General features: G+C 36.8%; 23 protein-coding genes. 14 read left to right on the top strand and 9 right to left on the bottom strand.

Annotated features, from left to right (window positions below; all coding sequences use genetic code 11):
- Nucleotides 1-135: 135 nt before the first annotated feature.
- Together AACZ92_RS09875 and AACZ92_RS09870 are read right to left on the bottom strand one after the other, a co-directional pair.
- Nucleotides 136-363 carry a hypothetical protein gene (locus tag AACZ92_RS09875; RefSeq protein WP_339700498.1) on the bottom strand — a complete coding sequence of 76 codons (228 nt, stop codon included), beginning with the start codon at nucleotides 361-363 and terminating at the stop codon, nucleotides 136-138.
- A 217-nt stretch (nucleotides 364-580) separates the two neighbouring features.
- Nucleotides 581-2,155, bottom strand: a complete 1,575-nt coding sequence (locus AACZ92_RS09870) for a serine hydrolase (protein WP_339700495.1) — start codon at nucleotides 2,153-2,155, stop codon at nucleotides 581-583.
- Between the two features lie 158 nt (nucleotides 2,156-2,313).
- On the opposite strand from AACZ92_RS09870, the gene AACZ92_RS09865 reads away from it, so the two are divergent.
- From AACZ92_RS09865 to AACZ92_RS09850, 4 genes are all read left to right on the top strand, one after another.
- Nucleotides 2,314-3,462, top strand: a complete 1,149-nt coding sequence (locus AACZ92_RS09865; protein WP_339700493.1) for a DUF2254 family protein — start codon at nucleotides 2,314-2,316, stop codon at nucleotides 3,460-3,462.
- 330 nt (nucleotides 3,463-3,792) lie between these two features.
- Nucleotides 3,793-5,148 carry a TolC family protein gene (locus AACZ92_RS09860; protein WP_339700549.1) on the top strand — a complete coding sequence of 452 codons (1,356 nt, stop codon included), beginning with the start codon at nucleotides 3,793-3,795 and terminating at the stop codon, nucleotides 5,146-5,148.
- Nucleotides 5,149-5,167: 19 nt separating this feature from the next.
- Complete coding sequence (locus AACZ92_RS09855; protein WP_339700490.1) at nucleotides 5,168-6,376, top strand: efflux RND transporter periplasmic adaptor subunit; 1,209 nt, start codon at nucleotides 5,168-5,170, stop codon at nucleotides 6,374-6,376.
- Nucleotides 6,377-6,378: 2 nt separating this feature from the next.
- Nucleotides 6,379-9,495 carry an efflux RND transporter permease subunit gene (locus AACZ92_RS09850; protein ID WP_339700487.1) on the top strand — a complete coding sequence of 1,039 codons (3,117 nt, stop codon included), beginning with the start codon at nucleotides 6,379-6,381 and terminating at the stop codon, nucleotides 9,493-9,495.
- Between the two features lie 60 nt (nucleotides 9,496-9,555).
- Here AACZ92_RS09850 and AACZ92_RS09845 read toward each other — a convergent pair whose 3' ends face one another.
- The 5 genes from AACZ92_RS09845 to AACZ92_RS09825 form a co-directional block, all read right to left on the bottom strand.
- Entirely contained in the window at nucleotides 9,556-9,936 is a 381-nt protein-coding gene (locus AACZ92_RS09845; protein ID WP_339700484.1) for a hypothetical protein, read from the bottom strand.
- 123 nt (nucleotides 9,937-10,059) lie between these two features.
- Nucleotides 10,060-10,455 (bottom strand): rhodanese-like domain-containing protein, encoded by a 396-nt coding sequence (locus AACZ92_RS09840; RefSeq protein WP_339700481.1) that lies wholly within the window; start codon nucleotides 10,453-10,455, stop codon nucleotides 10,060-10,062.
- A gap of 11 nt (nucleotides 10,456-10,466) precedes the next feature.
- On the bottom strand, nucleotides 10,467-10,775 hold the full coding sequence (locus tag AACZ92_RS09835; RefSeq protein WP_339700478.1) for a rhodanese-like domain-containing protein: 309 nt from the start codon (nucleotides 10,773-10,775) through the stop codon (nucleotides 10,467-10,469).
- 149 nt (nucleotides 10,776-10,924) lie between these two features.
- Nucleotides 10,925-11,491, bottom strand: a complete 567-nt coding sequence (locus AACZ92_RS09830; RefSeq protein ID WP_339700546.1) for a thioredoxin family protein — start codon at nucleotides 11,489-11,491, stop codon at nucleotides 10,925-10,927.
- Between the two features lie 138 nt (nucleotides 11,492-11,629).
- Complete coding sequence (locus AACZ92_RS09825; RefSeq protein ID WP_339700476.1) at nucleotides 11,630-12,202, bottom strand: redoxin domain-containing protein; 573 nt, start codon at nucleotides 12,200-12,202, stop codon at nucleotides 11,630-11,632.
- Nucleotides 12,203-12,388: 186 nt separating this feature from the next.
- On the opposite strand from AACZ92_RS09825, the gene AACZ92_RS09820 reads away from it, so the two are divergent.
- From AACZ92_RS09820 to AACZ92_RS09785, 8 genes are all read left to right on the top strand, one after another.
- Nucleotides 12,389-12,844, top strand: coding sequence for a MarR family transcriptional regulator (locus AACZ92_RS09820; protein ID WP_339700474.1), 456 nt, complete (start codon nucleotides 12,389-12,391; stop codon nucleotides 12,842-12,844).
- Nucleotides 12,837-13,469 (top strand): NAD(P)H-dependent oxidoreductase, encoded by a 633-nt coding sequence (locus AACZ92_RS09815; protein WP_339700473.1) that lies wholly within the window; start codon nucleotides 12,837-12,839, stop codon nucleotides 13,467-13,469. Before AACZ92_RS09820 ends, AACZ92_RS09815 begins: the two co-directional genes overlap by 8 nt.
- 19 nt (nucleotides 13,470-13,488) lie before the next feature.
- Nucleotides 13,489-14,061, top strand: a complete 573-nt coding sequence (locus tag AACZ92_RS09810; protein WP_339700471.1) for a YceI family protein — start codon at nucleotides 13,489-13,491, stop codon at nucleotides 14,059-14,061.
- Between the two features lie 185 nt (nucleotides 14,062-14,246).
- Nucleotides 14,247-15,644 carry an anthranilate synthase component I family protein gene (locus AACZ92_RS09805; RefSeq protein WP_339700468.1) on the top strand — a complete coding sequence of 466 codons (1,398 nt, stop codon included), beginning with the start codon at nucleotides 14,247-14,249 and terminating at the stop codon, nucleotides 15,642-15,644.
- A gap of 1 nt (nucleotide 15,645) precedes the next feature.
- Entirely contained in the window at nucleotides 15,646-16,212 is a 567-nt protein-coding gene (locus AACZ92_RS09800) for an aminodeoxychorismate/anthranilate synthase component II (RefSeq protein ID WP_339700465.1), read from the top strand.
- Between the two features lie 85 nt (nucleotides 16,213-16,297).
- Complete coding sequence (yidD, locus tag AACZ92_RS09795; RefSeq protein ID WP_339700462.1) at nucleotides 16,298-16,537, top strand: membrane protein insertion efficiency factor YidD; 240 nt, start codon at nucleotides 16,298-16,300, stop codon at nucleotides 16,535-16,537.
- Between the two features lie 96 nt (nucleotides 16,538-16,633).
- Nucleotides 16,634-17,467 (top strand): prolipoprotein diacylglyceryl transferase, encoded by an 834-nt coding sequence (gene lgt, locus AACZ92_RS09790; protein ID WP_339700460.1) that lies wholly within the window; start codon nucleotides 16,634-16,636, stop codon nucleotides 17,465-17,467.
- 25 nt (nucleotides 17,468-17,492) lie between these two features.
- Complete coding sequence (locus AACZ92_RS09785; protein ID WP_339700458.1) at nucleotides 17,493-17,987, top strand: DUF192 domain-containing protein; 495 nt, start codon at nucleotides 17,493-17,495, stop codon at nucleotides 17,985-17,987.
- Nucleotides 17,988-18,021: 34 nt separating this feature from the next.
- Here AACZ92_RS09785 and AACZ92_RS09780 read toward each other — a convergent pair whose 3' ends face one another.
- Nucleotides 18,022-18,333: a helix-turn-helix domain-containing protein gene (locus AACZ92_RS09780; RefSeq protein WP_339700455.1), complete on the bottom strand. Its 312-nt coding sequence runs from the start codon at nucleotides 18,331-18,333 to the stop codon at nucleotides 18,022-18,024.
- A 121-nt stretch (nucleotides 18,334-18,454) separates the two neighbouring features.
- Here AACZ92_RS09780 and AACZ92_RS09775 point away from each other — a divergent pair, with 121 nt between their 5' ends.
- Complete coding sequence (locus AACZ92_RS09775; protein ID WP_339700452.1) at nucleotides 18,455-18,967, top strand: VOC family protein; 513 nt, start codon at nucleotides 18,455-18,457, stop codon at nucleotides 18,965-18,967.
- A gap of 113 nt (nucleotides 18,968-19,080) precedes the next feature.
- Here the strand turns inward: AACZ92_RS09775 and secDF are convergent, their stop codons facing one another.
- Entirely contained in the window at nucleotides 19,081-22,167 is a 3,087-nt protein-coding gene (gene secDF, locus AACZ92_RS09770; RefSeq protein WP_339700450.1) for a protein translocase subunit SecDF, read from the bottom strand.
- A gap of 487 nt (nucleotides 22,168-22,654) precedes the next feature.
- Between secDF and AACZ92_RS09765 the strand changes: the two genes are divergently transcribed.
- A partial coding sequence (locus tag AACZ92_RS09765; protein WP_339700447.1) for a ribonucleotide reductase N-terminal alpha domain-containing protein occupies nucleotides 22,655-23,498 on the top strand: 844 nt, incomplete at its 3' end.

The raw sequence follows: 23,498 nt of genomic DNA, 5'->3' as shown, positions 1-23,498 counted from the left end.
CACAATCGCTACTGCCTGCCCGTTTAAAATTCGACTTTATTAATTATAACTTCAATCCGCTAACGGCAAAAAAGATAATATGATAAAGCCACTTGTAAGCTCCTTTGTTGATAGCCAATAAAAGAATGCTAAATCTTATTTATTATTTCCCCCTCTTTGTCCAGAAGGTGTTTCTTTTTTATTGCCTTCATCACTATAACCAGCCGGGTCGTTAGACTCAGGTACCTTTTTGGGGTTTTCCTTCGTAGGTTTTGTAGGTTTACCGGGTTTGCTATTTGGCTCTCCTGAGTAATCTTGATTTTCTATATTTTGCTCATTTTTCTTATCCTTATCGAGCATCGGTGTGTTTTTGTCTTTTCCCATAACAATCTTTTTAAATTAATCTTACTTTTTAAAGTTAGTTTCCTTTTTAGCGTTTTTCTGAAATTTTAATACCTTTTAACAAGCAATGTTAATATAGCCTCAAAAGAGCGATACTATTATTCCAGACACACTATCTTTTAGAGTAAAAGAACTGGCGTTCAAGAGCTTTGTCAAAAAGTTTAAGTATTCGAAACCCGACCAAGATTGTGAACTGTAGTTACCTATCCCCTACCCGTTTAAACTCCAAATCTTGAAAGTCATAACTAAAATCCGTTAATGGCGAAATCGGTTTCATGGTGAAACCCTTGGCACGTCCTTCTGTATCCAAAGAAAAAACAACAAAAGCATCAGCTTTTAAAGAAGTGTCGTCCCAGCGTACTACGTAAGTGGTACCTTTATAAAATTGCATGTGTCCAGTAAGATCTTTAGATTTTTCAGAAGTAAAATAAAGACCCTCCTTTTTTTTACTCACCGTCACCTTCCCAAACCAAGGATCTTTATAAGTACCGGTATACACCTCCGCCTTTGGCTTTGAAGCAGTATTTTTTAACGAAGCAGCAATATTTTTTTCTACGGAAGCGGTGATGCTATCTGCTTGTTTTTCATACTTAAGTCGAGACTCATTGTATTGCTTGATACGGTTGGCATCAGATATTCCAAAATAACCATCTTTAATAGAGTTAGTAATAGCCGTAAACGCAGCACCCGATTGTTGGTTTGTTAGCACGATAATACCTAAATCTAATTCTGGGATTAAGGTCACTTGACTTACAATTCCTAACAAGCCACCCGTATGGCTGGCTTGAAAATAACCATTTACATCTTTTAAAAACCACCCCAAACCATAAGCATAAAAATGAGTGTTATATGCTCCTTTTCCAGTACGAAGAATTGTTTGCGGTGTCCACATTTCGCGATGAGCTTGTTCACTAAACAAACTATCTTGCTTTTTAGAACCGTATTTTCCGTGATCTAATCGCACTTGCACCCAATTGGCCATATCGTCTACTGAACTATAAATCCCACCTGCCGCATCAGATAATTTTGTGAAAGTAGCACCAGTAATTTCCAATTTACCATTTACAGGCGCGTGGCCATCTATACGATTGGCATCGTTTGCAATTTTATTTCCATCTAATGTAGTACGATCCATATTTAAAGGATTAAAAAAATGCTGCTGTATATAAGCATCATAAGCCTCTCCTGAAACTCGTTCCACTACTTCCCCAGCAACGATATACAATAAATTATCATAATCAAACTTCGATCGAAAAGACGATACTGGTTTTAAATAGCGGAGGTTATGGATCATTTCAGACTTCGTTGTGGTATTATTAGCAGGAAAAATCATCAAATCTCCGGCACCTAGACCCAAACCACTTCGGTGTGTGAGTAAGTCTCTCACGGTAAACTCACTGGTTACATATGGATTATACAGTTTAAACTCTGGGATTATATCGGTCACTTTCGTGTCCCACTCCAATTTTCCTTGATCAATCAATTGCGCCAACGCTGCAGAGGTAAAGGCCTTAGTATTGGAAGCTACTCCAAACATAGTTTTAGTATCAACAGGCTTTTTTGTTTTAAGCGACTGCACCCCATATCCTTTTTTTGAAATCACTTCTCCGTCTTTTAAAACAGCAACCGCCATACCAGGAACATTGAAGGTTGTCATGGTTTTTTCTACCAAACTGTCAATTTGTTTAGAGCTGAGTGCTTGTGAAAAACCAATTGAGGTGGCTAAAAAGAAAAATATTGAACTAAAAATAATGTTGAAAGCGACTTTTTTCATAGAAGGACGTATATAGGAAGAAGGATTATTGAATTTGGTATAAAGGTATTAAATTCTTTAATGATTGTAGACAGGTGACTGAGTGAATCTAAAAACACAAAGGAGTTTGGAAATGTATACCAAAGCTCCCAAACTCAAAAAAACCTATATTTGTTACTATGCTTAACCGACTGAATAGACTAATACATAACATCGCCTTTGTGCCTTTTTTAATTGCCTTTGCTTTTGGAGCTTTGGCCACCGTAATTGTAGCATTTCCCATACAAGTTAAAGGCACCGCTCTAGAGTTTCTTGCGATAACCGATAAAAGCAATATTCAAACCATTATCAGTTTTGTTATTACGGGTATTTTCACCTTAACGGTTTTCAGTTACACCATGGTAATGAATGTGTTAAACCGAAGTATTAGTAACTTTTCACCTCGTTTAATTCCGTTATTACTTTCACAGCGTGACCATAAAGTTATTTTGGGTTTTACTAGTGGCACCATTGTATATGGCTTAGTTTTAGCCCTATTTGTCACCAACAGTTCAGAAAAACCTTTTCCCGATTTGGGTGCAGCAGTAGCCTTATTATTTGCAGTTATATGTGTGGGTATTTTTATATATTTTCTGCACACCGTTTCACAAAGTATCCACATTAATTATATACTCAATGAATCTTTTGAAAATACTCGAAAAAACCTTCAAAAAAGTATAGACCCGAACGGTACGTTTTTAACATTCGAAGAGCCTGAAAATTGGGCTCACGAAATAAAAACAAAAAAATGTGGTTATCTGCAAAATGTCGATCTTGACTACTTATCCAAACTTGCCAAAAAACACGATTTTATAGCAAAGATAGCTCCCGAAATAGGCAATTTCGTATTAGAAAATGAAACGCTTATATACATTTCTATTAAACCGGACCACAAGCTTTTAAAGAAAATTTGGCGCGTACTTGAAGTAAACCTCAACGAGCCTATGGATGTTCCTGAAATAGGATTTAAACACTTTGTAGAAGTAGCTATTAAAGCCAGCAGCCCTTCTATTAACGATCCGGGCACTTCCCTTACTGCAATTGATTACATTACACAGCTTTTTATTCTTCGTTCCAAAATAAAAGACCACAACGCTTATAAAGGGGCAGATGGTGAATCAATAGTTTACAAAACAGTTCATTTTAATAAATTACGGTATCTCTGTTTTACTGAAATGAAACGGTATATGAAAGATGACCCCGCTCTCATATCAAAACTAAATAACGCTCTAGAAATAATCAACAAAGAGTGTAAAAGCTATAAAAGTTGTACCTATTCAGATTTTTAAAAGTGAAAACGAAATAATAAATCTTAATTTACAATCATCCCAGAAACTAAAACCCTACCAGTTTCATAAAGCACATATATAATTCAGTTTTAATTAAGGAATGGCGTAAGCACAAGGTTGTGTTTGTCAACTCATTAAAAAAATCATAACTTTAGAAAAAAAGAGGATTAATTTCCTTTAGAAAAAATTGCACCCTCTATTGGTATATGTCAGCATACAATAAGAGGTATTTGCACTAAACTATACCTTGCTATTAGTTTTAACAACATCAATAGAACGCACTCTTGCAGCCAATCTGCCTCTCGGTATCTTTGTTCATTAAGGGTACTCATTATTCTATGCGTCCTATTTTTAATCACCTCTTGTGCTCCAAAATTAACTAACATTCCACCTCCTGTCGAAGAACCACAAGCTTTTTCATATACAGGAACAGAAGTAATTCCCGAAAAATGGTGGACCACCTTTAAAGACACAGCATTAAATACATTAATAGATTCTGCTTTGAGCAAAAACATGGAATTAGCGGCTACTTGGCAACAAGTGTTGGCTGCAAGAGCCATAAAAAAACGTCAAGCTTCCACCTTATGGCCGCAAGTTGAAGCCAATGCAAGAACATCCTTAAACAGACCACAAGCTAATTTTACTGGAGGTGAAGACATTCAACTAGGATTCTCAGCTTCTTATGAATTTGATTTGTGGGGACGGCTCCGTTCTGCAAAACAAGCAGAAGCCTTTCGAGCACAAGCCAGTTATTACGACTACCAAACTACGGCTCTAGTTCTTTCAACACAAATAGCCACGATTTGGTATCAATTAGTGACCGCGCAACGTCAATTAACATTAGTTAATCAACAGATTGAAACCAACAACGATATTGTAGAATTAATTCAAACAAGGTTTAGCAGTGGTCAAACTCGTGCAGTAGACATCTTAAGACAGAGGCAATTGTTAGAATCTACCCGTAATATAAAAATAGGATACGAAACCGATGTTGCTCTTTTACAAAACCAATTAGCCGTATTAGTAGGTGAAGCACCTCAAAACAATCCGATACCTGCAGTCAAAGACAGTTTACCTTCTTTACCTCCGTTACCAGAAACCGGACTCCCATTAGAACTCATTAGAAAACGCCCGGATGTGCAACAAGCACAACATCTTTTATTAGCAGCAGATCGCGATATGGCCGAAGCAGTGCGCAGTCAATATCCTCGTCTTTCAGTATCAGCAACAGGACAGTTTCGATCTAATGCTTATAACGATCTTTTTAAGGAATGGGCCTATAGTTTAGCAGCAAATCTTGTAGCACCCTTATTTTATGGAGGTCAAATACGTGCTGAAATAGACCATACCGAAGCATTAAAAAACCAGCAATTATATAACTATGGGCAGACCGTGCTTACCTCCTTTCGTGAAGTAGAAGACGCCCTCCTTCAAGAACAAAAGCAAAATGAACAATTGGAAAGCTTAAGACGACAATTAGAACTAACAGAAAAGGCAAATCGGCAATTAAAAATTGAATTTTTATATGGCGCTAGAGAATATCTAGATGTCTTACTTTCCTTAAATCAAGAACAACAGTTAAGAAGGGATGTACTTACTGCTGAGCAAACTCAACTAGAAATAAGAATTGATTTATACCGTGCCTTAGCTGGCGGTTTTGAAATAGAAAACCCAGCAACACCATAGCAAACAAAGCACTACTAGTATGAAAAATAAAAAAATACTCCTTATATGCTTGGTTATCCTGCTTGCAGCAGTAGCGATTACCTTCCTTATCTTTTTTACAGAACCTACTGCCGAAAGTGAAGGAGCGACCAAACAAACTGCGATGCTTGTTAACACCGTAGAAGTAAAAAAAGGAGACTATCAACCTACTTTACAAGCTACCGGAACGGTACAGCCGGTTGAAGATGTTATGCTCAGTCCCCTAGTTAGCGGTCAAATTATTCGCAGACCTTCTAACTTCACACCAGGTAGTTTTGTTAAAAAAGGACAAACTTTATTACAGATAGATCCTTCAGATTTCAGAAATACCCTAGAGCTAAGACAAAGTGAACTGCTGCAAGCACAAACAAATTTAGAGGTAGAAATGGGAAGGCAACAGGTGGCGGAAAAAGATTTAGAATTAGCAGGAATTGACTCGTTAAGCGATAAAGAAAGGCAATTAGTTTTAAGAAGACCACAATTAGATGCCGTACGAGCCACCGTTAAAGCAGCGAAAGCTTCCGTTAATCAAGCAGAAACAAATATTACAAGAACTACCATCAAAGCTCCTTTTGATGCGCATGTGATAAGCCAAAATGTAACCGAAGGGTCTCAAGTAGCACCGGGAGATAACTTAGGGCGTCTGGTAGGCTCCGATTATTATTGGATAACTGTTACTGTTCCGGTTTCTCAATTAAAATGGCTCACCTTCCCCAATACCGATTCTGAAAAAGGATCTATGGTAAAAATAAAACACACCACAGCTTGGGAAAAAGACACCTACCGCGTGGGTTATTTAAACAAACAAATAGGCGCATTAGACAATCAAACCCGTATGGCTAGAGTGCTGGTAAAAGTACCAGACCCTTTAGGCTATGAATCAGATACTAAACTGCCTAAATTGATAATAGGTTCTTTTGTCGAAGTTCATTTAGAAGCTAAAACCATAGAAGACATAGTTCGGTTAGATCGCGGGTATGTTCGCAGCAATCAAACCGTTTGGGTTATGGATGAAGGAAAGTTAAGCATTCGGAAAGTAGACATTGTACTTACCGATTCAAAATACGCCTATATCCGTTCAGGTTTAGAAGATAGTGAAAAAGTAGTCACCACTAATTTAAGTACTGTAGCAGAAGGCATCGCCCTGCGCAATGAAGCAACAGATTCCATTCAAAATTCAACTCAAAATAAAAATAAAGAGGAGCAATAATCGTGGAAGACAATCAAGAAAAAAAAGTAAGGAAAGAGGGAGTCATTGGGTACATGGCCCGGAATTCCATTATTGCAAATTTAATCATGATCCTCTTGATTGGCGGTGGTATTTGGACGATGTTCAATATTCAAAAAGAGGTGTTTCCGCAGTTTCAGCTTGACTTTGTTGAAGTAAATGTAGTATATCCTGGAGCAGCACCCGCCGAAGTAGAACAAGGAATTTTATTACCTGTAGAAGAAGCCATACGAGGCATACAAGGTATTAAAGAAATTGTTTCTACCGCCAACGAAGGTTCTGGTGAGATTCTTATTGAATTAGTTGCTGGAACTGACCGGATGAAAGCTTTTCAAGATATTGACCAGGCGGTTAACCGCATTCGTACTTTTCCCGACGATATAGAACAACCCCAAGTGGCACTTCAGTCTAGACAGCGAGATGTTATGCAAATTAGCCTCTTCGGAAATATAGATATCACAGCCTTACGAAACCTTACCGAGCGTTTACGAAACCGTCTTTTAAGTAATGCTGAAATTACACAAGTAGAAATAGGAAATGTACCTGATTACGTTACCCACATTGAAATACCAAGACACAATTTACGGCAATACAACCTTACATTGGGGCAGGTAGCCGATATTGTTGCGCAATCTAGTGAGGATGTACCTGCCGGAGCCGTGGAGACACAGAGTGAAGAGATTTTATTGCGGATGAAGGAACGCAAGCAATGGGCGGAAGAGTTTGGAGATATTACCATACTATCCTCTAATTCGGGTGCTCGGGTAACCCTATCTGAAATTGCTACGATAACAGACGGTTTTGAAGAAACAGGCTTTCACGGTCAGTTTAACCAAACCCCTTCCATCGACCTAGAGATTTTTCGCATAGGAGATCAATCTCCCTTAGATATTGAAGAAAAGGTAAAAGAGATTATGGAGGACTTCCAATTGCCTCCAGGTGTGCAGTACCGTATTGACAGTAATCGTGCAGAAGACTATCGGGAACGTCTTTCGCTTTTAACTGAAAATGGAGTGCTTGCCATTATAATAGTTTTAGTGATCCTCACCTTATTTTTGGAGTATCGACTTGCTTTTTGGGTAATGATTGGGATGACCATTTCCTTTATAGGAGGTGTTATTTTACTTCCGCTTATAGGCATCAGTATCAATATGATCTCCATGTTTGGTTTTTTAGTAGTACTGGGTATTGTGGTAGATGATGCGATTGTAGTAGGAGAAAATATTTACGAATACCGACAAAAGGGATTGCCCTTTATGAAAGCCGCCATTAAAGGGACTAAAGATGTCTCAAAACCCGTTACCTTTAGTATCATCACTACTATTGTGGCATTTATACCACTTTTATTTATGCCTGGTGAAACAGGGAAATTCTGGCAACCCTTACCCGCTGTAGTGATTGTTATTTTGGCGGTTTCACTTTTAGAAGCCTTGTTTATTCTCCCTTCTCACCTAGGGCATCTTTCAGAAAAAAAGAAAAAGAAAAAATGGGTGCTGCGTTTAGAAAAAGGACAACAATATTTTTCAAATGGTCTTACACGCTTTGTTGATAGACATTATCGTCCATTTTTAGACAAATGCCTCAAATATAGATACATCACATTATCTATCGCAGTAGCGCTACTATTAGTAGTAGGAGGTTATGGCTATAGCGACCATATGGGGATGATCATGATGCCCGAAGTAGCAGCAGATGAAATTGAAGCCGGTGTACGACTGCCGGTAGGTACAACTCCAGATCAAGCTGCCAAAGTAGCTGAAGAGATCACAAAGTCCACACAACAAATGTTTGAAGAACACAACCTTTATGAGGCTGCCGAAGGGATTAAAACCAACGTACGCGGTCAAAATTTTATCGATGTGGAAATTGTAATGCTTCCACCCGATGACCGTGACATGACAGCTAGAGAAATGATTGCAATTTGGCGCGATAATATTGGGGATATTGAAGGAGTGGACCAAATAACTTTTGAAGCAGAAAGAGGTCCCGGCGGAGCCAGTCAAGCAATTAGTATAGATTTAAGTCATACCGATGTTGAAACGTTAGAACGTGCCAGCAAAGCTTTTTTTGAACGGATGGAAGCTTATGATAACACGAGAGATGTGAGTGATAATTACAACAAGGGAAAACTTCAATACGACTTCAAACTACTACCAGAAGGCAGAAACCTTGGTCTCACTTCTAACGAAGTAGGAAGACAAGTTAGAGATGCTTTTTATGGAGCACTAGCCATACGCCAATTAAGAGGCATTAATGAAATTGAAGTGCGCGTTAAATTACCCTTAGAAGAACGTAAAAATTTACAAAACCTAGAAAACTTCTTAATCCGTACTCCTGATAGTGTAGAAGTTCCGTTATTCGATGTGGTAACAGTTAGTCAACGAGAGGCTTTTACCAGTATAAATCGCCGTGACGGGCGTCGTGTCATTAATGTGGGGATGGATGTAGAACCTTCAAATGCAGTGGGCCGCGTATTAGCTTCTATCAATAATGAAGTGTTACCACAACTTCGTGCTGATTACCCTGGCATTACTTGGACCTTTGAAGGAAGTCAAGCAGATATGAGAGAGTCCACACAATCTCTGTGGAGTGGGTTTTCTTTAGCTATGATGATTATGTATGCGTTATTAGCTATTGCCTTTAGCAGTTACACACAACCTTTAATCGTCATGACGGCTATTCCTTTTGGAGTTGTAGGAGCTGTGATTGGACATATTCTTTTAGGGTACGATCTTTCCATTGTTAGTTTAATGGGGGTGATTGCATTATCTGGAGTGGTAGTAAACGATTCGCTTATAATGATAGATTATGCAAATAAAAAACGAAAAAATCATTCTATATACGAATCTATACATGAAGCTGGGCTTCGTCGTTTTCGTCCTATTTTATTGACTACCTTAACTACTTTTGGAGGCTTAACCCCTATTATTTTAGAAACCTCTAGTCAAGCATTTCATTTAATACCGATGGCCATTTCATTAGGCTTTGGAATTGTGTTTGCTACCTCTATAATTTTAGTAATTGTTCCGTGTTTGTATTTAGTTTTAGAAGATGCCGTACTATATATTCAAAAAGGAAAAACAGTGGAGCGAAAAAAATAATTACAGTATTAAAAAAGCTACCCTATTTGAGTAGCTTTTAAAATATATAAAAGGTTTTACTTACGCACTAATAGCATCATCTGCTATTACTTGTTTTACATTATTATAATGAAACAGCTGTGATTTATAAAACCGTGCTTCTTTATCACCTTTTTCTAGGCATCCTTTTAATGTTTCCTCTAAATTGCTATATGATATATTTGTAGTTGTTAGTTGATTAATAGTATAAAACGAACGAGGAGAGTGGTCTACAATAGCACCACCATAGAGCGTTATTATCTTATTATCTCTATCAATTAATACGGAAGCAGCATTAAAAAAGAACTTTAATAACGACTTCTGAAAACTATAAAATTCAGGATTTAATTGTGAATCTACAACGCAACTTTTCTTAATAAGTTTACGCATTTCTTCGTGAATAATTTGGTCTTGATTTTTCATAGCATATCAATTTATATGTTAAATATAGCTATAGAACACAATAGATAGCCAAATTAGATACGTGTTTAGCGTTACTTTAACTCGATAAAAATAAATCTGTTAATTTTTTAAGAAGAAAGAAGACTATTGCTCAGTTTCTAAGCCTTGTTCGTCCCAAGAAGTAATTCCACCTTGTAGATCATACACTTTTGTAAAACCATTTTCTTCAAGAATCTTTGCCGCACGAGCACTTCGCCCTCCACTTCGGCAATAGACATACACAGGTTTTGTTTTGTCTAAGTCTTTAATTTTTTCTTGAAAATCGGCATCTGTTACACAGATATTCTGAGCATCTTTTAAGTGACTAACACCAAACTCTTCTGTGGTGCGCACATCTACCAACTGACTCTGTTCATCGCCTTCCATAGTTTCTAAAAAGTGATGAGGATCCATTACCTCAACTGTGCTAGAATTATTTTGACCGCACGAAACGACAAGGATTAATAAACTAAAGATAGGTAGTAAAAGATACTTTTTCATAATTGAAGAATTTAAGAAACAGTTTCGCCTTCCCATTCGGTTATACCCCCTAATAGGTTATAGCAGTTTTCAAAACCTTGCGATTTTAAAATAGCACAGGCTTGTGCACTTCGGGCACCAGAACGGCAATACACATAGTAATTTTTTGAATCATCCAACTGTTGCAACTCCTCCATAAATTTTGGTGGGTTCTGTATGTCCATTTGTTTAGAATTCGGAATATGCTTTTCAGCTACTTCTTCGTCTGTTCGAACATCTAAAATCTGTGCATTATCGTCTGCGTTAAGCTTTTCGCTCCACTCTTGTTGGGTTAAATCCATTGGTCTTAATTTTTTGTAAAAATAAGGATTCTCATTGCTATAGACGCAAAAAAAATAAAAACGTTACAGGTTTTGATTCATAAAAATTCTTTTAATAAAAAACCCGACCACTAAACGCAATCAGGTTTATTATATAAAATATTATCTTTTTATTGTTTTACAGTGCACCCAATAGCTTTAGTTTCTTTAACTGTTACTTCTTTTCCTGCTAATAATTCATTTATGGCATTGGCTAAAAAGCGATCTTTTACGGCATCGGCATTACGAACGTTGTCATCAATTGCTCCAATGTATTTAACTATATTTTTATCATTTTCTTTATTAAGAAGATACACGTGTGGGGTTTTTGTAGCTCCGTATTTCGCATAAATAGTTTGGCTTTCATCATACAAATATGGAAAGGTAAATCCGGCTTCTTTTGCTTTTTCTTGCATTAACTCGTAGGTGTCGTCAGGTTGTACTTCTGGATTATTAGGGTTAATGGCAATTACAGGATAGCCTTTGCCTTTAAACTCTTGGACCAAAGCAACCATACGCTCTTCACTTGCTACTGCAAATGGACAGGTGTTACACGTAAATATTACAATAAATCCTTTAGCATCTGGATAATCAGACAAGGAAACCATATCGCCGTCCACATCTTTCAATTTAAAATCGGTTGCTTCGTCCCCAATGGTGTAGCCTTTGGCAGTCTCTACTTCTGCAGTCTTAGCCATCGCAACTTCTTCATTTTTATCGGCGGTAACTTCCTTTTGATTTTTATTTTCGTTTTTACAGCTGCTTAATCCTATCAATAAAAAGGCCATTATGGCTATAGGCAGGTATTTTGATACTTTTTTCATAGTGGTATTGTTTTATAGTAGTTTTTGTATTTCAGTTTTTAATTCTTCATAGGTAAACGATTTTTCATAAAACTTACGACTATCGTCCTTATAAATTACTGTGGCAGGGATAGCCCCACTCCATTCTTCGGAGACTTTCGGAATCCAGCTATTGGCATCGGCATCATCAAGTAAAACAATTTCAGAATGTAATTTGTTCTTTTTTATAAAAGGTACTACCTGACTCTGCACCTTATTAGGAAAGTCTAAGCTTGCTAAAATCACTTTCACTTTTTTATCGGCGTATTCTTTATTTATTCTTTCAAAATAAGGCAACTCTTTTACACAAGGCTTACACCAAGTGGCCCAAAAGTTGACTACATAGGTAGTATCATTGTTTTTCTGAAGTATCTTCTTCTGAAACGTTTCAAAATCATAAGAAGGTATTCTAACCGAAATTGGTTCTGCTTCCATTTGCTCTCCTGCTAACTCTTTAATTTCTTCAGGAACTTCTGCGGATTTCTCCATCTTAGTATCTGCATTTTTTTTATCGTCCACACAGGCTTGAAGTATCAGTACTAATAGTAGTAATGCAATTTTTTTCATGCTGAAATATATTCAAAGTTATTGATTGTCAGTTTATTTTTAACGTTTATTTCACGCAACATATTTCCCAGTTTTCAACTTGGAAGTCATCCTTTTCATTATTCCTCCTTGTTAAACTTTGTTAAAGTATTTTTTAAACAGGCAAACCTACATACATTTGTATCAACAACAATTGTATATACAACTATGAGAATTGAAGATGTAATAAAAACTAAGCAGCCTATGGAAATCGCCTCAAAAACGGTGATTAACATGGTCTATACCTCTCGGGTTATAGAAATGGCTACTTCGGTTTTTAAAGATTTCAACCTTACCAATCAACAGTATAATGTGCTGCGCATTTTAAGAGGCCAAAAAGGAAAACCAGCCAACCTATCTACGCTACAAGAACGTATGATTGACCGCAATAGCAACACGACACGGTTAGTAGACAAACTGATTCAGAAAAAGTTAGTGACCCGAAAGGTTTGTCCTGAAAACCGAAGAAAAATAGAAATACTTATTACCGAAAAAGGTTTGTCTGTTTTAAAAGAATTAGACCCCATTATCACGGAAGCGAATCAAAATGTTGTGAAAAATTTAAATACTGAAGAATTAGAAACCTTAAATAACCTATTAGATAAATTAAGAAACGATGAGTAACTACCTTGAAAATTTAAACTGGCGGTACGCCACCAAGAAGTTTGACGCCACAAAAAAAATAAACGAAACAGATTTAGAGTTTCTAAAAGAAGCGATGCAATTATCGGCTTCTTCGTACGGACTTCAGCCCTATGAAATTTTAGTAATTGAAGATGCCGAACTTCGTGAAAAGCTTAAACCCGCTGCTTGGAATCAATCACAGACTACTGATGCTTCTCAATTAATTGTTATCGCCAATAAAGTAGGTTTTGGAGATGAGTTAATCGATTCATATATAGAAAATGTTAGTACGGTGCGCGAGCTTCCTTTGGAAAGTTTATCAAATTTTTCAAGTTTTATGAAATCTAAAATTGGTGAGTTCTCTATTGAACAAAAAGCGCAGTGGACACAAAACCAAAGTTACATTGTTTTGGGAAACCTCCTTTCAGCAGCTGCCGAAATTAAAGTAGATGTTTGCCCTATGGAAGGGTTTGATGCCAAAGTATTTAACGAAATTCTTGAACTAGATAAAAAAGGCTTAAACACAGCTGTTATTGCAACAATAGGCTACCGAAGCGAGGAAGACGACACACAACATTACCCAAAAGTACGAAAAGAAAAAGAAGAATTATTTACAACTATTTAACCAAATAAAGAAAATTGTTATGAAAAAGAAAATCATTTTAAAATCAGTATTAATCTTGGCTGTCGCTGCAGGCACAGCCGCATTTACATCAACTATGGAAAAGAAAATAAATATTGAAGAAAGCACCATTGAATGGAAAGGAAAAAAAGTATTAGGCTCACATACCGGGACTATTAACTTACAAGACGGACATCTTGAAATGGAAGGTGATCAATTAACAGGCGGAACATTTACTGTAGATATGACTTCCATAACCGTAACCGATCTTGAAGGAGAAAGTAAAGGAAAGTTAGAAGGTCATTTAAAAAGTGATGACTTTTTTGGTATCGAAAACCACCCGACCTCTACTTTAGAAATTACTAGCGCATCCAATAAAGGAAATGTATATGACGTAACTGCAAACCTTACCATTAAAGGAAAAACAGAGCCGGTAACTTTCGAACTTATCATGGGAGAAAGTGCTGCCACCACTACTTTGAAGATTGACCGTACTAAATACGGCGTTCGTTATGGATCGGGAAGTTTCTTTGATAGTTTAGGTGACAATACTATATCAGACACCTTTATATTAGACGTAACTTTAAAATTTTAAGCACTCGTTATTTGTGGTTTACAACTTTCGTTTCTATCTTTGAAAACTAAGTTTATGAACACAAACAACAAACATACCTGGTGGCATATTTTACACACGTAAACGCTCGTGAGTAAAGCACCATGGTACTTAATAAAACCAAAGGCTTGTCTTTCACGACAAGCCTTTTTTGTTTACAATAAATTATGAAATATCAATTAAAAACACATTCTAAAAAACTATTGGCAGATACGTTAACCCCAGTTTCGGTGTATTTGCGACTGCGGGATAAATTCCCTAATAGTCTTTTGTTAGAAAGTAGCGACTATCATGCCAACGACAACAGTTTCAGCTACATTTGCTGTAATCCAATTGCTTCCATTAAAGTAATGAATGGTGTGATTACGCAAGAGTTTCCAGATGGAAAAAAGGCTGAAATCACTATCAATTCTGAAACAAACGTTCCAGCTATTCTTGATAAATTTGCTACTTCTTTTTCTTCTGAAGAAAATGATTTAAAGTTCATTAACAATGGATTGTTTGGGTATATGGCGTACGATGCCGTTCAATATTTTGAAAACATAGATATTTCAAAAAAAGATGAAAATCTAGAGATGCCCGACCTATACTACGCTGTGTATCAAAATATCATTGCCATTAATCATTTTAATAACGAAGCGTACCTGTTTGCGCATTGTTACGAAACAGAAAACAACATTCCGCAACTTGAACAATTACTGAAGTCAAAAAACTTTGCTGAATATCCTTTTCACACCCAAGGTAAACCGGAAACCAATATTGATGATGAAGGTTTCAAAGAATTGGTAAGAAAATGCAAAGAACATTGTGCCCGTGGCGATGTATTTCAGATTGTACCCAGCAAACGGTTTTCACAAGCTTTTACTGGTGACGAATTTAACGTCTATCGTGCGTTACGAAGTGTAAACCCTTCCCCTTATTTGTTTTATTTTGACTACGGAAACTTTAAAATCTTCGGAAGCTCCCCGGAAGCCCAACTGGTGGTAAAAGGTGACGTTGCTGAAATTCACCCCATCGCTGGAACCTTTAAACGCACCGGAAACGATGAAAAAGACGCCGAACTAGCAAAACAGCTTTCCGCCGACGAAAAAGAAAACAGCGAACACGTGATGTTAGTAGACCTCGCTCGAAACGACTTAAGCCGTCACGGAAATAATGTAACGGTAGATACGTATCGAGAAGTTCAGTTTTTCTCACACGTTATCCATTTGGTAAGTAAAGTAACCGCAAATAAACATAAGGAAACACCTACTATGCAAGTGGTGGCCGATACTTTCCCAGCAGGAACATTAAGTGGAGCACCCAAACACAAAGCGATGCAGTTACTTGAGAAATACGAAAACCGAAGCCGAGAATTTTATGGAGGCGCTATTGGTTTTATGGATTTCAGTGGGAACTTTAACCACGCCATCATTATCCGTTCGTTTGTGAGTAAAAACCATACGCTACACTATCAAGCTGGTGCTGGAGTGGTTTCAGAAAGTAAAGAAGAAAACGAATTACAAGAAGTATATAACAAATTAGGCGCGTTAACAAAGGCCTTGGAATTAGCAGAGAATATTTAAGATGAAGATATTAGTAATAGACAACTACGATAGTTTTGTGTACAATTTAGTGCATTATCTAGAAGAATTAGACTGCGAAGTAACTGTAAAAAGGAACGACCGCTTTACCTTAGAAGAAGTAGAACATTACAATAAAATATTGTTGTCCCCAGGCCCTGGCATCCCTGAAGAAGCTGGCCTACTAAAAAAAGTAATTGAGGTGTATGCTGCCAAAAAACCTATTTTAGGTGTATGTTTAGGGCAACAAGCCATTGGCGAAGTGTTTGGCGGAAGCATCATCAACCTAAGTGAAGTATTTCACGGAGTTGCCACCAAAGCTTCAATTCTAGTGGATGACGAACCATTGTTTAAAGGATTGGATAACGAAATTGAAATAGGTCGTTACCACTCTTGGGTAGTCAATAAAGAAGATTTACCAGAAGTATTAGAAATCACATCTGTAGATCCTAACGGGCAAATCATGTCGCTACGTCATAAGTTGTATGATGTTCGCGGTGTACAGTTTCACCCAGAAAGTGTCTTGACACCTAAAGGAAAAGAAATTATTAAAAATTGGGTGGAAAGCTAATTGTAGTGAGTAGTGAGTAGTGAGTAGTGAGTAGTGAGTAGTGAGTAGTGAGTAGTGAGCAAAATTATTATTTTTAGTATCACCAATGAGAAAAATTTTAATAGCCCCTTTTATTTTTTTAATACGCGTGTATCAACACGTGATATCACCGCTCACACCTTCTACGTGCCGCTACAGCCCTACTTGTTCACATTATAGTGTAGAAGCCTTAAAACGACACGGATTGCTTAAAGGTAGCTGGCTGGCTATAAAACGCATCGCTAGTTGCAATCCTTGGGGTGGTTCTGGTTATGATCCTGTTCCGTCAAAAAAAGAAAGACCGTAGCGTTTGTATAGCTATTGGATTTTCTATCTTTACAATCGCACACGTACTCTCTTTTAAAAGACTGAAATTAAAAAGGTACGTTATAAAACATACTACATGACACAATTTTTAGCTTTCACCTGGGACCCTTCTCAAGGGATCGATCTTGGTTTTTTTGTTATCCGTTATTACAGTTTAATGTTTGTAGTCGCCTTTACGCTAGGGTGGTTTATTATGAAACGGATATTTAAAAATGAAAACATCTCAGAAGAAAAACTGGACAGCCTTTTCATTTACACAGTTATCGCAACGCTTTTAGGAGCACGATTAGGGCACGTCATTTTTTATCAAACTGAACTCATTTGGGAAGACCCACTATCGATATTACTACCCATTCGCACCGTTCCTGAGTTTGAATTTACCGGTTTTCAAGGATTAGCAAGTCACGGAGCAGCTATTGCTATTATCATTGCGATGTTTATGTACAGTAAAAAAGTGATTAAAAAACCTGTATTATGGATTTTAGATCGGGTGGTAATTGCTGTTGCTTGCGGTGGTATTTTTGTACGTATTGGTAATTTTATTAATTCTGAAATAATAGGGAAACCAACCAACGGCGACTTTGGTGTGATTTTTAAGCAGTTAGGAGAAACGTTTCCGAGGCATCCTGCCCAATTATATGAAGCTGCAGGTTATATTTTAGTATTCCTGATCCTTTGGTTTATTTATTGGAAAACCGACAAGCGCAATTACTTAGGTTATATTTTTGGAGTTTTCTTAATTCTACTTTGGACGGTTCGTTTTTTAGTAGAATTTGTGAAAGAAGCGCAAGTAGAAAACCGTGCTGAATGGGCACTTAATACCGGGCAGTGGCTGAGTATTCCTTTTATTTTAATAGGTATATACTTAATGCTGCAATCGTCTAAAAGAAGATATCCAAAAGAAGTATAATTATTAAAGGAAGTGTTTAATTACCATGAAAAAAGTTGTCTTATTATTACTCAGCATCTTAGTATCAAGTTCTTTTTACAATTGTAAAGAAAAAACCAAGAATCAAGAAAGCCTTACTAAGGAGGTGTCTTTTACAAAAGAAGGCGAACTTACCCTGAAAAAAGCTGAAACCGACTCTATCATCGCGACGTTGGATATCGAAATTGCCGACGACGAGTACCAAACCCAAACTGGCTTGATGTACCGCAAGGGCATGCTCGATAGCCAAGGAATGCTTTTTGTATTTGAAGATTCACGCCCTCGTTCGTTTTATATGAAAAACACCGAGTTTAGCATTGACATCATTTATATAAACAGCGATAAAGAAGTTGTAAGTATGCAGAAAAACGCAAAGCCCTACGACTCTACTTCGCTTCCTTCAGAAGGTGTTTCCCAATACGTATTGGAGGTAAATGCTGGTCTTAGCGATACTTGGGCATTGGAAAAAGGAGATGTTGTGGAGTGGAATTCAAACAATTAATAGCTCAAATAAATAAACATCTAGCTTAAGTATTTTAATTTTTGCTAGCCGCTACACCCCAATCATCCAAACTTATTAAAATCTCCTCTAAAGACCTTCCCCTTTTGCTCAATTTATATTCTACTTTGGGAGGAACAACTGGATAAACTTTCCTAGAAATAAGTCCGTCTTTTTCTAATTGCCTTAAAGACTGAGTAAACATTTTATTAGAAATTTCTGGAATTTTTTTCTGTAAAACTCCAGACCGTAAAGGTCCTTCTAATAAATGAAATAAAATTAATGGCTTCCATTTGGTACCTATTAAATTCATTGTATAATGTAACGGACAAGCGATTTTTTTATTCAAATTATGATATATAACATATTGATTTTAAGCATTTAACTCCTTTAGGTGACTATAGCACTTTTTGGTAAGTTATTGCCTATTAGGCAAATATAATTTAATTTTGCTTCCTAAATTAAATTATATGACGACAAATAAAAAGTATCCAAAATCTTTCTCACATATTGGACTTACTGTTCCTAACATCAAAAAAGCGGTAAGATTCTATTCGGAGGTGATGGGATGGTATGTGATTATGGAACCTTCTACAGTTAAAAAAGAAAAAGACACTGCTATTGGCCAAATGTGTATTGACGTTTTTGGTGAAGATTGGGAGGAGTTTGAAATTGCACACCTTTCAACTTCAGATGGAATTGGAATAGAATTATTTTCATTTCCTCAAGGTGTGAAAGAGGCTCCTGAATTTAATCCTTTCAATACTGGACTTTTTCATTTTTGTATTCAAGACCCCAATATTGAGGAGCTAATCGATGAGATTATATCTTATGGAGGAAAAAAAAGAATGCCTATTAGAGAGTATTATCCAAATGACAAACCCTTTAAAATGTGCTATGTAGAAGATCCTTTCGGTATTGTTTTCGAAATATATACCCACAGTTACGAATTAACATACTCGTCAGGAGCCTATTCTAACTAACCCGTAAACTGATTTAATTATCATAGAATCTACACAGGTACTACCTTAAAACCTAAACGCCCGATTCAAAATTAGAATCGGGCGTTTTTATATTTCCGAAGAAAGTAGCAGCGTTATTTTTTAACAGCTTCTGGTGTTTCTTCCTCTTCTTCTTTTTTCTCAGTAAGATCGATTCCTCTTTTCTTAACAGTATCGTAGAATACCGGTGTTGCGATAAATAATGATGAGTAAGTACCTACTACAACCCCAACCATCAAGGCGAAAATCAATCCACGGATAGACTCTGCACCAATCAAGAATATCGATAATAATACAATTAATGTAGTAACCGAGGTATTTAACGTACGGCTTAACGTGCTGTTTAATGCACTGTTAATAATACGGTTCATCTTCCAACTGTTATGCTCATTAAAGAACTCTCTAATACGGTCAAATACAACTACAGTATCATTCAGTGAGTACCCGATTACTGTCAAGATCGCGGCAATGAACGATTGGTCAATCTCCATATTAAACGGCATAAATTTATAGGTAAGTGAGAAGATACCCAACACGATCAATACATCGTGGAATACCGCTGCAACGGCACCTAAACTAAATTGCCATTTTCTAAATCGTAGTAATATGTACAAGAACACAACGATCAACGATCCCAATACAGCCCAGAAGGAGTCTTTCTTAATATCATCGGCAATGGTAGGACTTACTTTATAGTATTCCATTCTACCAATTTCTTTACCTTCGTCATCGTCTTTAAAGTCGTCATATGTCATTTCTGACGGGAAGTTAGGCTTCAAAGTTTCAAAAAGCATCTGTTCTATCTCTTGATCCACTCCAGCACTAGCTTCATCCACCTTATACTTAGTGGTAATTTTAAGCTGGTTGTCGCTACCATAAGTTTTTGCTTCAGCACTACCAAAAGTCTGAATTAAATTGTCTTCAATATCAGAAGGATTAACTGTTTTGTCAAAACGTACAGTATAGGTACGGCCTCCCACAAAATCAACCCCTTGGTTTAATCCGTTAGTGAATAACGATATCAAACTAATTGTTATTAAAATTCCTGAAATGATAAAAGCAACTTTACGTTTTGCTAAGAAATTAATGTTTACATTCTTAAACAAGTTTTTAGTAGCCCCTGTAGAACAAGTTAATGGTTTCCCATTTTTAGCATACATATCGATAAATAATCGAGTAATAAAGATTGCAGTAAACAGGGAAGTAAGAATACCTATTAATAAGGTAGTTGCAAATCCTTGAATAGGGCCTGTACCGAATACCAATAATATTAAACCAGTTAATCCAGTTGTAATGTTGGCATCGAGAATAGAGGATAATGCATTGTTAAAACCATCTTTAATAGCATCCCGTTGCGCTTTCCCTTTTGCGAGCTCTTCTCTAATTCTTTCAAATATAAGTACGTTAGCATCTACCGAAATACCGATAGTTAATACAATACCGGCAATACCGGGTAGCGTCAACACAGCTCCTAGTCCTGCTAAAATTCCGAAGATGAACAAAATATTCACTACCAAAGCAATATCTGCAAAAGCACCTGCTTTACCATAGTAAAAGATCATCCAGATCAATACAAATGCTAAGGCAAGTACGAATGATAAAATCCCGCTACTAATAGCTTCCTGTCCTAGTGTTGGTCCCACTACTTCCGCTTGAATAATGTCTGCAGACGCTGGTAGTTTACCAGCACGTAGTACGTTTGCTAAATCTTGTCCTTCAGTAATAGTAAAGTCTCCTGTAATCTGGCTACTTCCACCTGCAATAGGCCCTGTTGTAACTCCTGGAGCTGAATACACAATATTATCAAGTACAATAGCTATCTGACTTTGATTTTTATATGCTTCGCCAGTTAACTCTTCCCAAGCACGAGCTCCTTTTCCATTCATCTGCATAGAAACCGCTACTTGTCCTCTTTGGTCGTAGGTTTGATTTGCATCGGTCACCACGCCTCCGGCTAAAGGTGGTTCGTTGTTTCGGTTTCCTTTAATAGCATACAATGAGGTTACCTCCCCTAAATCTTCTACTTGACTCTCTGTTGGAAGTCCCCATACAAATTTTGCATAACGATATTCATTAGGCAATAAAGACTTCACTTGCGGCATACGCAAATAGCTATTAATCGCTGCAGTATCTTTTACTTCAAACGTTGCTAATATAGGGCTTCCTTGAAATCCAGGAGAAACCATTTTATCTAATATTGGGTTTTCCTCAGCTGTTTCTTCTACATCTTCTCCCCCTAATAACTTACTAATGTCATCCTCATCGGTAGCCGTTGTATCTTGAGCCACTGCAGTAGAATCATTTTCTATAGAAGCCTCTGCTTGCTCTGAAGTACTAGAAGTATCTACAGTTTGCTCTGCTTCTTCTTCTGAAACATCGCTAACTTTTAGTGCCTTTACTTTTTCATTTGCCTGAGATAAGAAACCTGCCATATCATCAAACTTGTAAACATCCCAGAATTCTAATTGCGCTGTACTCTGTAATAATTTCTTAATACGCTCTACATCTTTAGCTCCTGGTAATTCTACCAAAATACGTCCAGAGTTCCCTAAACGCTGAATATTAGGCTGTGTTACTCCAAACTTGTCAATACGCTTACGTATAACCTCGAATGCTGAAAGGATAGACTCATCGATTTTACGCTCCAATACAGACCTTACTTCTTCGTTGGTCATGGATGCGTTAATATCGTCCTCTAAATTTTTGTTAAAGAAAATGCTTGAAGAAGCTAATGAATTATCACCTGGAATAGCTTCGAATGCCTGGAAAAAAGATTCTAAATAAGTATCTTGACTGCTTTTCTGAAGTTCAACTGCATTAACTAACGCTTGGTTAAACGCAGGATCTTTAGAGTTGTTTGCCAACCCACGTAAGATATCTTGAACCGATACTTGAAGGATAACGTTAATCCCTCCTTTTAGGTCAAGCCCTTTATTAAGCTCTTTGTCTTTTGCTGTATTGTAGTCAATACCGATTATAACAGGTTCGCTACCAACTGAATCTAAATAACGAGATTCTGCTGCTTGTCTTTCATCGTGTTGGTTTTCCTGAGTGTATTGGCTTTTCGCAAACGCCTCTGCATCGCCTTCCACTTTGTTTGCAACAAATGTAAATGACAATTGGTATAAACTTACCAAGCCAAATAGTATTGCAAATACTGTAATGAGTCCTTTATTTTGCATTCTTGTACGTGTTTATATAAATTTTAAAACGTGCAAATATAGGTTTTCAATTAAGAAATGCCAATTATTTTCTTTCTAAAAACTTTAACAAATTAATTGAATACAAATCAATATTTTATATGATTGGATATACAACATATATGATTTCCTTTTTCTGAAAAAAATATATTGTAAATAAAACACCATAACCTCTCCACACCTTCATTTAATTTCAACCAATATTATTGAGAATTGTATTTAAAAATAAATAAAGAAAGTATCAAAAAATCAAATAAGCCCAACATCATACAAACCAGCCACTTATCAATATTTATTTTAAAATTTGTTAACTTTTTATTGTTGACAAATTGTTAATACATTGAATAATAGAGTATTAACAATTTTTTCTTGACAACTTTTTATTTTTAAATAGTGTAAAGTGTCATCAATTTTTCTATATTTACACTTTCAAAATTGATTTTCTCAACTACTAAAATTCACACATTATATGCAAGTAAAAGCTCCTGCCTCCGCCCCCAAAACCTACACACAAGAAGAAGCCTTTTCTGCTTCATTAGAATATTTTAAAGGAGACGATCTAGCAGCTCGCGTTTGGGTAAATAAATATGCCCTAAAAGATTCCGATGGTAACATCTACGAAAAGACACCTAACGATATGCATCGCCGTATCGCAAAAGAAATTGCTCGGGTCGAGAAGCAATACCCAAACTCAATGACTGAAGACGAGGTGTTTGATCTTATTAAAGACTTTAAATATATTGTACCACAAGGGAGCCCCATGGCTGGTATTGGCAACAAATACCAAGTAGGGTCACTTTCTAACTGTTTTGTTATTGGAAATGATGGAAATTCTGATTCCTACGGAGGGATTATGAAAATTGACCAAGAGCAAGTACAACTTATGAAACGTCGTGGTGGTGTAGGGCATGACCTTTCGCACATTCGCCCAAAGGGATCGCCGGTAAAAAATTCTGCTTTAACATCAACAGGGGTTGTTCCTTTTATGGAACGATACTCTAACTCTACTCGCGAAGTAGCACAAGATGGCCGCCGTGGTGCATTAATGCTTTCAGTTTCTATCAATCATCCAGATGCAGAAGACTTTATCGACGCTAAAATGGAACAGGGTAAAGTAACCGGTGCAAATGTTTCAGTACGTATGGACGATACGTTTATGAAAGCTGTAAAAAACGAAGGTAATTACACTCAAAAGTATCCTATCTTTAGCGAGAACCCAAAGTATACAAAAGATATTGAGGCTAATAAGCTTTGGAAAAAAATAGTGCACAACGCTTGGAAATCTGCCGAGCCAGGAATTTTATTTTGGGATA

This window comes from uncultured Marixanthomonas sp. (genome assembly GCF_963974425.1).
Lineage (GTDB): Bacteria > Bacteroidota > Bacteroidia > Flavobacteriales > Flavobacteriaceae > Marixanthomonas.
This window is presented reverse-complemented; position numbering and strand designations above follow the sequence as displayed.